This is a genomic window from Flagellimonas sp. 2504JD4-2, from assembly GCF_053642935.1.
On sequence record NZ_JBSIOV010000001.1, the window covers coordinates 439,474 to 452,321 of the forward strand.

Genomic DNA, 12,848 nt, shown 5'->3' on the forward strand with positions numbered 1-12,848 from the left:
TTTAAACTAGATAGATATGGAAATTCCAGTAATGGTAGGTGCAGGTTTAGTAGTTATCGGTGTTGGTCTTGGTATTGGTAGAATCGGTGGTTCTGCTATGGAGGCTATTGCACGTCAGCCTGAAGCTTACGGAAAGATCCAAACAGCGATGTTGATTGCAGCAGCGTTGATTGAAGGTATTGGTTTCGCTGCACTTTTCGCGGTTTAATCAAAACATCTAAGGCAAACGGCTGTAACGGTTGGTTACAGCCCTTGCCTAGTTTAAAATTTATACAAATTAGAAAGTAATTATGGCAAAGTTATTAGAGGAGTTTTCGTTAGGACTGTTTTTCTGGCAAACACTATTATTCGGATTGTTGTTGTTCCTTTTGTGGAAGTTTGCATGGAAACCAATCCTTGGGGCAATCAATGATAGAGAAGAGGGCATAAAAAATGCTTTGGATGCTGCTGAAGAAGCCAAAAAGGAAATGCAGAATGTTACTGCAGATAGCGAAAAGCTTTTGAAAGAGGCAAGAGCCGAAAGAGAAGCAATGTTGAAAGAAGCTCGTGAGATTAAGGATAAAATTGTTGCCGATGCCAAGGAACAAGCGCAGGTTGAAGGTGATAAATTGGTAAAGCAAGCTCAAGCCACAATTGAGAGTGAAAAGAAAGCTGCAGTTGCCGACATCAAAGAACAGGTAGCAAATCTATCTATCAATATTGCGGAAAAAGTAATCAAAGAAGAATTGTCCGATAATAAGAAACAACAAAAGTTGGTTCAGGATATGTTGGGCGATATCAAATTGAACTAGAAAGATGAACGAGAGTAGGGCAGCCATACGCTACGCAAAAGCAACCTTGGATTTCGCTATCGAAAAGAAAGCGGCCGAAGCCGTTGAAAAAGATATGCGCGAGATTTCAGCTACCATTTCCGAAAACACGGAACTCCAAAAGATTTTGGAGAGCCCAATTGTAAAGGGAGAGGTAAAGAAAATCTCCTTACAAAAGATTTTCAAGGGATCCAATGAAATCACAAAAGGCCTTATCGGAACTTTGACCGATAACAAGCGAATTGGATTACTACAAGAGGTGGCCTTAAAATACGTCATTCTACATGAGCAGTTAAAAGGAGAGGGTGTAGCCTATGTGACCACTGCGGTTCCTTTAACAGCTGATTTGGAGAAAAAGATTTTGGGAGAGGTAACCAAGATTACAGGCAACAAGGTTACCATTGAAAATAAGATTGATGAAAGTATCATAGGAGGATTTGTGCTTCGCGTAGGCGATTTGCAATATGATGCCAGTGTTGCCAACAAATTGAACGGATTAAAAAGAGAATTTACAAATAGTCTATAAAAATGGCAGGAGTAAAAGCCGCTGAGGTATCAGCAATTTTGAAAGAACAATTAGCAGGTTTTGAAGCTACCGCTTCCTTGGATGAAGTAGGTACTGTATTGCAAGTGGGTGATGGTATTGCCCGTGTGTATGGACTTTCCAATGCTCAATATGGTGAGCTTGTGGAGTTCGATGGCGGTATGGAAGGTATTGTTTTGAACTTGGAGGAAGATAACGTTGGTGTTGTACTGTTGGGCCCATCCAAAGAAGTCATGGAAGGCGCAACCGTAAAAAGAACACAACGTATCGCATCTATCAATGTTGGTGAAGGAATTGTTGGCCGTGTGGTCGATACCCTTGGTAATCCAATTGATGGAAAAGGACCTATCTCTGGCGATACTTACGAAATGCCATTGGAGCGTAAAGCACCTGGGGTTATCTACCGTCAGCCGGTAAACGAGCCGTTGCAGACTGGAATTAAGGCCGTAGATGCCATGATTCCAATCGGTAGAGGTCAGCGTGAGTTGGTTATCGGTGACCGTCAAACAGGTAAGACCACGGTTTGTATCGATACCATCTTGAACCAAAAAGAATTCTACGATGCTGGTGAACCAGTGTACTGTATCTATGTAGCAGTTGGACAAAAAGCATCTACGGTTGCTGCCATCGCAAAGACGTTGGAGGACAAAGGCGCTTTGGCCTATACAACTATTGTTGCGGCCAATGCATCTGACCCTGCTCCTATGCAGGTATATGCTCCTTTTGCTGGTGCAGCGATCGGGGAATATTTCAGGGATACTGGTCGTCCAGCCTTGATTATCTATGATGATTTATCAAAGCAAGCGGTTGCTTATCGTGAAGTATCACTCCTTTTGAGAAGACCTCCAGGTCGTGAAGCATACCCTGGTGACGTTTTCTACTTGCACTCAAGATTGTTGGAGCGTGCTGCTAAGGTTATCGCGGATGACGACATCGCAAAGAACATGAACGATTTACCTGATTCCCTTAAACCAATGGTAAAAGGAGGAGGTTCTTTAACCGCCCTTCCAATTATTGAAACACAGGCAGGTGACGTATCAGCATATATCCCAACCAACGTAATTTCGATTACGGATGGTCAGATATTCTTGGAGCAAGACTTGTTCAACCAAGGTGTTCGTCCAGCGATTAACGTGGGTATCTCCGTATCCCGTGTTGGTGGTTCCGCGCAGATCAAATCGATGAAGAAAGTTGCAGGTACCTTGAAACTGGATCAAGCGCAGTTCCGTGAATTGGAAGCGTTTGCCAAGTTTGGTTCCGATTTGGATGCCGCTACCTTGAACGTTATCGAAAAAGGACGTAGAAACGTTGAGATATTAAAGCAAGCACAGAACGATCCATTTACCGTGGAAGATCAGGTAGCTATCATCTTTGCAGGTTCCAAAAACTTATTGAGAGATGTGCCTGTTGAGAAGGTAAAGGAATTTGAAAGAGATTTTATCGAGTTCTTGAATGCCAAGCACAGAGGTGTATTGGACACCTTGAAAGCTGGTAAATTGACTGACGAGGTCACAGAAACCTTGACATCAGTTTGTAAAGATCTTTCAGGAAAATATAGAGCATAACAGTTGTCATTCCTATTTTGTCATGCTGAGCTTGTCGAAGCATGGTTAAATAAGGATCAAGTAAAACAAAAGATTCCGCATCAGGTGCGGAATGACAAACAAAAAGAATGGCAAACTTAAAGGAAATACGAAATAGGATAGCCTCGGTATCTTCAACCATGCAGATTACCAGTGCCATGAAAATGGTATCTGCTGCAAAGTTGAAAAAGGCCCAGGATGCCATTACTGCAATGCGTCCATATGCAAATAAACTTACGGAGTTGTTGCAAAGTCTTAGCGCAAGCTTGGATGGTGATGCCGGTAGTAAGTTTGCAGACAACAGGGCGGTGAACAAGGTGTTGGTTGTGGCCATTACCTCTAACCGTGGATTGTGTGGCGCGTTCAATTCCAATATCATCAAACAATCAAATGTTTTATTGCATGAAACCTACGCAGGGAAACAAGTTGACTTTTTGACCATTGGAAAAAAAGGAAATGACATCATTGGAAAAAAGAACAATGTCATTGCCAACCATAGCCAAGTATTTGACGACTTGACCTTTGACAATGTAGCTGCAATTGCCCAAGATTTGATGGATTATTTTACGACAGGTAATTATGATCGAATTGAGTTAGTTTACAATAAATTCAAGAATGCAGCCACCCAAATCGTAATGACGGAGCAGTTTTTACCAATTGTTCCTGTTGAGGGGGATGCTTCCGGAGCAGCAGACTACATTTTTGAGCCATCAAAGCCTGAGATTGTTGAACAATTGATTCCAAAATCATTGAAGACACAATTGTACAAGGCCATTCGGGATTCCTTCGCCAGTGAGCACGGAGCCCGTATGACGGCGATGCACAAGGCAACCGACAATGCTACTGAGCTTAGAGACCAGTTAAAACTGACCTATAACAAGGCGAGACAGGCTGCGATTACCAATGAGATATTGGAGATTGTTGGTGGTGCGGAAGCACTTAACAATTAGCAAAGGAATAATAAATGAATTCATTAAAAGGGCCGCTTCTTTAGAAGCGGCCCTTTTGTTTTATATTATATCATCCTGAACTTGTGGATGTATTTCTAGTAGTGCTTTCTTCTATTTTTGGGCGTTCTAAATTTTCAAACTAAATAAAACCTCTAGAATTTTTGATGCACTTATGCGATTGAATTTAATGTCGATTTCTTATTTTGGCTGTGCAGCTCCCCTTATTTAATAAGCTTTTTAATTCCTACTTAAGCATGAGAAAGTACTTTTTTTATTGGGTCATATTTAATGCTTTGATTTGGTTGTCGGGAGTTTTTCTTTGGAATGAATCTGTCGAACTTAATATTGATATTTGGTACATTATAATTGGATTTCCAACGATAATTTTCTCGATATCGATTCTAAGTACCATTTGTTTGACTGTACCTCTTCTATTAAAAAAGATGAGGGACATGTCTGCTACAAAAAAACAGGCCTAGTAACTTGAAAAAAAGAATTGGTCAATCTCTCAACCTTTACATATATGAACATATATTTGGTTTTTATGAAACATCTGTGTCTTATCTTTTTTTTGATTAGCTCAACAGTAAGAGCTCAAAATAATGATGTGCAAATTATAACACGGGAAACGGAATCAGGTTTAGCCTTTTATGCGCTGAATAATGCAGAAGTTCAACATGAAATAACACTGAACCTCTCAGTTAGAAACCTTTCTGGATATCATGGACCTATTACCAAAATGGTTACGGCAAAAGATTCCATTCAGATGATTCAACTGTCTTTTAAAGAAGACCTGCCATGGTCATACCAAACCAGCTATACCTATACTCCAAAACCTACGACGGAGGAACAGGGAAAACAAAAAAAACAGCTTAAAAAAGAACTGTTCGAGTTTTTGGACACAAAGAACAATCCCGTTATTGTTTTTTACGGCGAAGGTTGCACAAGGTCTGCATACGCAAAAGAAATGCTAGAGAAAAAGAAATTGGCTTTCAAATATCTTAATACCACAAAAAATGAGCATTATAATAGAATTATGCAGGAGTTGGTGCGACTGAAAGACCCTGACATAACCACAATAGGTTATCCCGTCTTTCTTGTTAATGGTAAAGTGGATCACAGTATTGAAAATTTAAGATGGTATATTAAAGAGTTGGCATCCAACATAGAATAGCCAATTGTAGCAGATAAAATGGCCGCTTCTTTAGAAGCGGCCATTTTGTTTTATGGATATGTAGATTTAGACTTAGTGCTTTCCGGCCGTTCTGGCATTGTGCAAGTCAATGTAATGTTGGTTAAGCTCGTCTGAATCTTTATACTTTACGCGAAGCTCATCTAGCTTCTTATGGAGCGCTTTGACCACATCGGCATATGCTGGGTCTGCATACACGTTGTTCATTTCCTGTGGATCCTTTTTACGGTCGTAGAGTTCCCATTCATCCACGTCATAATAAAAATGGGCCAATTTATAATCAACCGTTACAATACCATAGTGTCGCATCACTTGGTGCTCCGCTGGATATTCATAATAATGGTAGTAGACCGCATCCCTCGACCAATCTTTGTCGTTTGAAGTCAGGAGTGGGATAAGACTTTCGCCCTGCATATCATCTGGCGCTTCAATTTCGGCAGCCTCCAAAAAGGTCTGGGCAAAATCGAGATTCTGGACCATTTCTTCGCTGGTTATGCCGGGCTTTATTTTGTTTGGCCAACGAATCAACAATGGAGTCTTGAAAGATTCATCATATATAAAACGTTTGTCGAACCAACCATGCTCTCCCAAATAAAAACCTTGATCCGACGTATAGACGACCATCGTATTTTCAGACAGACCATTTTCGTCCATATAGTCCAACAAACGACCAACGTTGTCATCTACCGAAGAAATACAAGCCAAATAATCTTGCATATAACGCTGGTACTTCCAGATCATCTTCTCTTCTGAGGTCTTGGAGGGCCAATTTTCCTCAAAATCCTTGCTTATAGCGTCCAAAAATGGCTTGTACTGCGCTTTTTGTTCTTCTGTGGCCCGATTGTAAATATTGATAAATGCATTCTCCAAATCAGGCACTTTGGGCGTCACATCTCCCATGTTGGCAATAGTTTCTGGCCATACCTTGGTATCATAGACATACTTCATGTGGGTCAGTAAATTCATTTCCGCCGTTTTCGCCGCCGAACCTCGGTTGCTATAATCATCAAAAAGAGAAGCCGGCAAAGGAAATTCTTTCCCATAAAACTCCTTGAATTTTTCAGGAGTGGGCCACCAAGGTCTGTGGGGAGCCTTATGAAGATACATCAGCATAAATGGCTTTTCAGGATTTCGTTTTTTGTCCAACCAGTTCAAGGTTAGGTCGGTAATGATATCCGTAGCGTAACCCGTAATTGTGGTGTCGCCATTTTGTGTGATGAAATCCGGATTGATATAATGACCCTGACCCGGAAGAATCATAAAATCATCGACCCCTTTGGGATTGTTTCCGAAATGAAGCTTTCCAAACATGGCTGTTTCATAACCCGCTTTTTGAAACAATTGCGGAAAGGTGACCTGTGTGGTGTCAAAAGGCATAAGATTGTCCACTTTTCCATTGATATGGGTATGTTTTCCAGTCAAAATTGTTGCTCGTGAAGGGGCGCAAATGGAATTGGTGACACTGGCATTGGTGAACACAATACCTTCCTTACCAATACGATCAATGTTGGGGGTTTGTATAAGGTGATCGCTATAAGCACTGATTGCCTGATAAGCATGATCATCGGACATTATAAAAATAATGTTGGGTTTTTCTTTAAGCGCAGTTTTTTCTTCGTTTTTCTTTTCAGCACAAGAAATTAATACGATGGTAAAAAGGGCAATAAAAATTGGTTTTGATAAGATATTCATGGGTTGGATTGTTTGAAACCAAAAAGGTACAAATTGTTTGTCAGAAGCTATAACTTAAGGGTTTTCCGTAACTTGTGCACACCTTAAGAATGATTTTATAACAAGGAGTCTCCATTGAACCCTCTTAAACGGCTTTTTAAACAGACGTTCATCTATGGCCTGGCAACAGTTTTGCCTAGGGTGATTTCCTTTTTCTTGCTTCCACTGTACACCTCAGTCTTTGAGAATGCCTCGGGATATGGGCAGTATACCAACATTTATGCTTGGATTGCCATTTTCAATGTGTTTTTGGCCTATGGTATGGAGACCGCATTTTTTCGATTTTATCATAAAGGAGAAAATAAAGGCACGATCATATCGACCTCCCTGATTTCGCTTTTGGGATCCTCTCTGTTGTTTTTGATTTTGGCACTTTCCCTAAAGGAAACCTTGGCGGATATTACCAATATTAATGTGGATTATATAAAGTTCACAACCTATATTTTGGTTTTGGATGCGTTGGTGATCATTCCTTTTGCTTTGCTCAGAGCCCAGGAAAAACCAATGAAATATGCCATTTTGAAGATAATCAATGTGGCAATAAACCTGTCTTTCAATGTATTTTTCCTGTTACTTCTTCCAAAGATGGCACAGGAAGATGGTGACGGTTTCCTAACGCGTATCTACAAAGAAGGTTGGGAGATCCAATATATTTTCATTTCAAACATAATCGCCAGTGCAATTACATTACTATTGCTGTTACCTACTTACTTTAAGGTGTCCTATAAGTTCGACACCCGCATTTGGAAACAGATGTTGAAGTATGCTGGCCCTGTAATGTTGGCCGGTATTGCCTTCACTATTAACGAGGTACTTGATAAAATTTTATTGACCGAAATACTGCCCAGTGATATTGCTGAAGCGGAAGTTGGAAAATATGGGGCATGCTACAAATTGGCGCTCTTTATGACGCTTTTCGGAACCGCGTTTAGAATGGGGGTCGAACCCTTTTTCTTTAGTCATGCCAAAACGGAAAAACCTCAAAAAACCTATGCCCAGATAACCAATTATTTTGTGGTCATTGGAAGTGTAATTCTTCTTGCGGTCGTTGTTTTTGTAGACGTATTGGGAAAGCTCTTAATTCGGAATGAGGTCTATTGGGAAGCTTTGGAGGTAGTGCCAATTATACTATTGGGCAGTTTCTGTTTGGGGATATACCACAACCTGTCCGTTTGGTATAAAGTTACGGACCAGACCAAATTTGGCGCTTACATTTCTTCGATCGGGGCCTTGATTACTTTGATCATAAATATTGGATTGATACCTAAAATTGGATACATGGCCTCCGCCTTGGCTACCCTGGCAGCATATGGAAGCATGATGCTCCTGTCCTATTATTTTGGACGGAAATATTATCCCGTACCCTACAACATGCGGAAGATTATCTTTTATCTCTCTATTTCTGTTGTTTTTTCCGCACTTTCCTTCTACGGTTTTCACAGAAATTTAATAGCGGGCAGCGTACTTCTTTTGTTATTTTTGGGGGTAGTTTACAAAATGGAAGGAGACAAGTTAAAAGCCATATTTCTACAGCGTGAAAATTAAGATCATAAACAAGTCAAGCCATCAATTGCCCCATTACGAAACAGCTGCGTCCGCAGGGATGGATTTAAGGGCAAATATTGAAGAACCTATTACCTTAAAGTCATTGGAAAGAACCATTGTCCCGACAGGACTTTTTATGGAACTTCCTATTGGTTATGAGGCCCAAGTGCGACCGCGAAGCGGTCTGGCCGCCAAAAAAGGAATTACTGTTTTAAATGCCCCTGGAACTATAGATGCAGACTACCGAGGTGAAGTAGGAGTGATTCTGGTGAATCTGTCCACAGAAGATTTTACCATTGAAAATGGGGAACGAATCGCCCAAATGGTTATCGCCAAGCACGAGCGTGCGGAATGGGTTGAGGCAGATAAATTAGGTGTTACGGAGAGAGGTTCCGGTGGATTTGGGAGTACTGGGGTGAAATAATGAAGAATTCGTGAAATTCGAATCAAAAATATTTTAGCAAAAAAAAAGTTTAATTATAAAAGACACCTGCTTACGCAGGCAATAGTATGAAAATTATAGTTCCAATGGCGGGAAGAGGGTCCCGTTTAAGACCACATACCTTGACGGTTCCGAAACCTTTGATTCCGGTTGCCGGAAAGCCTATTGTTCACAGATTGGTGAGCGATATTGCCAAGGTTTTGGGAGAACAAATAGAAGAGGTTGCCTTTATTTTGGGAGACCCGGCTTTTTTTGGGGATGATGTGGTAAACAGTTTGATGGAATTGGCGGAAAGCTTGGGAGCAAAGGGCTCCATTTACAGGCAAGACGAGCCTCTAGGTACGGGACACGCTATAATGAGCGCCAAGGATTCTTTGAGTGGGCCGGCCGTTATCGCCTATGCCGATACCCTGATTAGGGCTGATTTTGACTTGGACAAATCCGCGGACAGCGTTATTTGGGTGAAGCAAGTTGACAGGCCTGAGGCATTTGGCGTAGTGAACTTGAACGAACAAAATGAAATCATAGAGCTCGTTGAAAAACCTCAAGAGTTTGTTTCCGATTTAGCGGTCATTGGAATCTATTATTTTAAGGATGTTGGAGTTCTCAAGAATGAATTGCAATATGTGTTGGATAACGAAATTGTACATGGCGGGGAATACCAAATCAATGATGGGATAAAACGCATGATGGAGAAGGGCATGAAATTTGTCCCAGGAAAAGTTGATGAGTGGATGGATTGCGGAAATAAGAATGTGACTGTGGAAACCAATCAGCGTATGCTCAACTTTTTGGAAAAAGATGGCGAAGAATTGATCGCAAGCTCCATTAAAACAGAAAATGCAAATATTGTTGAGCCTTGTTACATCGGGGAGAATGTGGTACTAAAGAACACAACAGTTGGACCCTATGTGTCCGTTGGCTCGGATACCATATTGGAAAACTCGACCATCAAAAATAGTTTGATACAGAGCAAGAGTAAAATTTCCAATGCCAACCTGGACAACGCCATGATTGGGAACCATGTGGTTTTTGATGGCAATTTTGAAGCCATCAGTATTGGGGATTATTCCGTGTTGGAATAGTTGGTTTTTTCTCCTGAGGGAGAGCACATAAATCGAAATGAAAAAGACGATAAGCACATATCTGTTTGTTTTGATGTCCTTCTTTTGGGCTTACACCCAAGAGGAAGAACAAAGTGCTGAGGTCTTTTTGGAGGAGTACACCGATGAATTTCAAGAGAACTTTTTTGAAGCTTTAAAGCAGAAGGGAATCCAAAACTACGATAGGGCGATCAAGCTGTTTTTGGAATGCAAAAACTTGGATCCCCTGAACAGTGTTGTGGATTATGAACTGGCGAAAGCTTATTATTTGGACAAACAATACATTCAAGCTCAGGAATTTGCCATAGAGGCCTTAAATGCAGAACCAACCGATTTTTGGTATTTGGAAAGTTTGGTAAACATTCTGGAAAAACAGGGGAATGCTGTGGAGATGGTCAAAGCAAGTATCCCATATACTGAAAGTAAACTGCAGGAGAACCTCGCGGTAATCTATTTCAAAAAGAAGAAATATCAAGATGCCCTAAAAGTGTTGGGGAATCTTGGAAACTCCGAATTTGCATCGAACCTGACCCTAAAGATCAAAGATTCATTGCAACAGAAAACGAAAAACCAACCTAATCCTCCTACTCCTGGGTTGGAGTCTTCCAAGGAAGAAGACCCTGTTTCCAATTATAGAAATAGAATCGAGGGGTTATTGGCAAATGCAAATTACAGCCAAGCGGAATCCATCGCCGAGGAAGCATTGGACTCATATCCATTACAGCCTTATTTCTATTTTGCTTATGGAACAGCATTGAATAGAAACTCCAAATCGGCTAAGGCCGTTGAGGTTTTGGAAAGCGCATTGGATTACCTGTTGGATGATGATGCTATGGCCAATAATATTTACAAAGAACTTTCAAAGGCGTATTCCGCTATTGGCAACCCGACCAAGGCCCAAGAATATTTGAATAAAGTAAAATCAGGTTTGTAATAATGGGAATACTTCAATATCATAAAACAATGAGATTAAGCTTTTTGCTTGTAGTGCTATTGATTTTCGGGGCCTGTAAATCAACAAAGTCCATAACAGGCGGTGAAATTGACTCCAGATTATCAGCAAAGCGAATTATTGAGAATCATTATTCCAATCGAACCGAATTTAAAACCTTGAGCGGACGTGTAAAAATTGATTACTCCAACGGAAAGAGTGAGCAAGGGGTAAATGTGAGTTTGAGAATGGAAAAGGACAAGGTCATATGGATAAGCGCTCCGCTTGGCGTGGTAAAAGCGCATATTACGCCGGAAAGAGTTTCGTTCTATAACAAACTACAGAATGAATATTTTGATGGTGACTTTAGTTACTTAAGCGAACTTTTGGGAACCGAATTGGATTTTGACAAAGTTCAAAGCCTTTTGTTGGGGGATGCGATTCTTGATTTAAGGGATGAGAAATATGCTTCAGGGATTCATGAAGGCAACTATCAATTAAAACCAAAGAGAGCGAGGGAGCTATTCAAGATTTTGTTTCAATTGGAGCCAAAAAACTTTAAGATTTCTGCTCAAGAAATTACTCAACCGGAAGAGAATAGAAGACTTAGAGCAAAATATACTTATCAGGATATTTCTGGAGAAGTGCTGCCCAATGAGATTCATATACTTGCTATGGAAAATCTGGACAGGACTACCATAGGATTAAGTTTTAGGAACCTGGAATTGAACAGAACGCTTAACTTTCCGTATAAGATTCCAAAGGGGTATGATGAAATAATATTAAAGTAATATGACAGGTAAGATCTCATATTGCAATTATTTTGTGATTGTTACATTTTTTGTTTCCTGTTTTGCATTTGGACAAACAAACGAACAAAAAGCGTTGGAGGCAAAACGTGAGCGTTTGCAAAAAGAAATCAAGGAAATTAACCGATTGCTATTCGCCGAAAAGAAGGAAAAGGGAAATGTTCTGGACCAAATGGAGGCATTGGACCAAAGAATTAACGTAAGACAGGAACTTATTCGTGTCACAAATCAACAGTCGAACCTCCTCAACCGACAAATCAATGTCAATATCAGAAGTATCAGCAAGCTTCGGGAAGATCTTAAAATCTTAAAGGAAGATTATGCCAACCTGATTCAAAAATCTTATCAAAATAAAGCCCAAAGCAATCGTTTGATGTTCCTGTTGTCTGCGGAAAACTTCTACCAGGCATTTAAAAGACTCCAGTATATGGAGCAATATGCAAAGCATAGGAAGAAACAAGGCGAAGATATTGTCCAAAAAACCAATGAACTGGCTGATTTGAACAAAGAACTCGTTGCCCAAAGAAAGTCAAAAGAGCGTTTACTGGCGGAGAACAAGAAAGTAAAAAATGAGCTGTCGGGCGAAATTGAGGTTCAAAAAAACCTCCTTCGCAGTATTCGACAAAATGAGACTAAGTATACCGAGGCCATTGCTCAAAAACGAAGGGAAGCCCGTAAAATTGATCGTGAAATTGAGCGACTCATCAAAAGTGCTATTGTTAGCACCAACAGAAAGGCAGGGGAATCAAGTAGGACCAAATTTGTATTGACCCCAGAGGCTAAATTGGTGGCCAGCAACTTTTCTGCAAACAAGGGGAAACTTATCTGGCCGGTAGAAAAAGGAATTAAAAGTCAGGGATATGGTGTATATGCAGACAAACTGTATCCTGGAATTAAGCACAGAAACAATGGGGTCACCATCGCAACGGATGAAGGGAGTCAAGCAAGAGCTATTTTTGAAGGGGAAGTCATTGCGATTTTGTCCGTTCCCGGAGGGAGTAGAGGGGTTCAAATCAAACATGGAAATTATATAAGCACGTATTACAATCTCTCGAAACTGTACGTTAAAAAAGGAGATAAAGTAGGTGCAAAAGAGGTTATTGGAGATATATATACCAGTCGGTTCGACGGTACAACAAAACTTAAGTTCTATCTTTATCAAGACTCCAATCGACTAAATCCTGAGGAGTGGATTTATCAGCTTTAATA

Annotated in this window: 13 protein-coding genes; 12 read left to right on the forward strand and 1 reads right to left on the reverse strand. The window is 40.5% G+C overall.

The window, feature by feature from the left end; translation table 11 throughout:
• The first annotated feature begins 16 nt into the window (after positions 1-16).
• The 6 genes from atpE (at position 17) to ACULLH_RS02040 (ending at position 5,060) form a co-directional block, all read left to right on the forward strand.
• Positions 17-208, forward strand: coding sequence for an ATP synthase F0 subunit C (gene atpE, locus ACULLH_RS02015; protein ID WP_045801726.1), 192 nt, complete (start codon positions 17-19; stop codon positions 206-208).
• Between the two features lie 82 nt (positions 209-290).
• Positions 291-791, forward strand: coding sequence for a F0F1 ATP synthase subunit B (locus ACULLH_RS02020; protein ID WP_454087054.1), 501 nt, complete (start codon positions 291-293; stop codon positions 789-791).
• Positions 792-795: 4 nt separating this feature from the next.
• Complete coding sequence (gene atpH / locus ACULLH_RS02025; protein WP_454087055.1) at positions 796-1,335, forward strand: ATP synthase F1 subunit delta; 540 nt, start codon at positions 796-798, stop codon at positions 1,333-1,335.
• A gap of 2 nt (positions 1,336-1,337) precedes the next feature.
• Entirely contained in the window at positions 1,338-2,918 is a 1,581-nt protein-coding gene (atpA, locus tag ACULLH_RS02030) for a F0F1 ATP synthase subunit alpha (protein ID WP_454087056.1), read from the forward strand.
• A 107-nt stretch (positions 2,919-3,025) separates the two neighbouring features.
• Entirely contained in the window at positions 3,026-3,886 is an 861-nt protein-coding gene (atpG, locus tag ACULLH_RS02035) for an ATP synthase F1 subunit gamma (protein WP_454087057.1), read from the forward strand.
• Positions 3,887-4,493: 607 nt separating this feature from the next.
• Complete coding sequence (locus ACULLH_RS02040; RefSeq protein WP_454087058.1) at positions 4,494-5,060, forward strand: hypothetical protein; 567 nt, start codon at positions 4,494-4,496, stop codon at positions 5,058-5,060.
• A 72-nt stretch (positions 5,061-5,132) separates the two neighbouring features.
• Here the strand turns inward: ACULLH_RS02040 and ACULLH_RS02045 are convergent, their stop codons facing one another.
• On the reverse strand, positions 5,133-6,770 hold the full coding sequence (locus ACULLH_RS02045) for a sulfatase family protein (RefSeq protein WP_454087059.1): 1,638 nt from the start codon (positions 6,768-6,770) through the stop codon (positions 5,133-5,135).
• 114 nt (positions 6,771-6,884) lie between these two features.
• On the opposite strand from ACULLH_RS02045, the gene ACULLH_RS02050 reads away from it, so the two are divergent.
• The 6 genes from ACULLH_RS02050 (at position 6,885) to ACULLH_RS02075 (ending at position 12,846) form a co-directional block, all read left to right on the forward strand.
• Positions 6,885-8,354: a lipopolysaccharide biosynthesis protein gene (locus ACULLH_RS02050; protein ID WP_454087060.1), complete on the forward strand. Its 1,470-nt coding sequence runs from the start codon at positions 6,885-6,887 to the stop codon at positions 8,352-8,354.
• Complete coding sequence (gene dut, locus ACULLH_RS02055; RefSeq protein WP_454087061.1) at positions 8,344-8,778, forward strand: dUTP diphosphatase; 435 nt, start codon at positions 8,344-8,346, stop codon at positions 8,776-8,778. The genes ACULLH_RS02050 and dut overlap by 11 nt, the downstream gene beginning before the upstream one ends.
• A gap of 86 nt (positions 8,779-8,864) precedes the next feature.
• Positions 8,865-9,881 carry a sugar phosphate nucleotidyltransferase gene (locus ACULLH_RS02060; RefSeq protein ID WP_454087062.1) on the forward strand — a complete coding sequence of 339 codons (1,017 nt, stop codon included), beginning with the start codon at positions 8,865-8,867 and terminating at the stop codon, positions 9,879-9,881.
• Between the two features lie 37 nt (positions 9,882-9,918).
• Positions 9,919-10,833, forward strand: coding sequence for a tetratricopeptide repeat protein (locus ACULLH_RS02065; RefSeq protein ID WP_454087063.1), 915 nt, complete (start codon positions 9,919-9,921; stop codon positions 10,831-10,833).
• Positions 10,834-10,862: 29 nt separating this feature from the next.
• Positions 10,863-11,621, forward strand: coding sequence for a DUF4292 domain-containing protein (locus tag ACULLH_RS02070; RefSeq protein ID WP_454087064.1), 759 nt, complete (start codon positions 10,863-10,865; stop codon positions 11,619-11,621).
• Between the two features lies 1 nt (position 11,622).
• The gene (locus tag ACULLH_RS02075) at positions 11,623-12,846 is read left to right on the forward strand and encodes a murein hydrolase activator EnvC family protein (protein WP_454087065.1); all 1,224 of its coding nucleotides are present in this window, start codon (positions 11,623-11,625) and stop codon (positions 12,844-12,846) included.
• Positions 12,847-12,848: the final 2 nt, after the last annotated feature.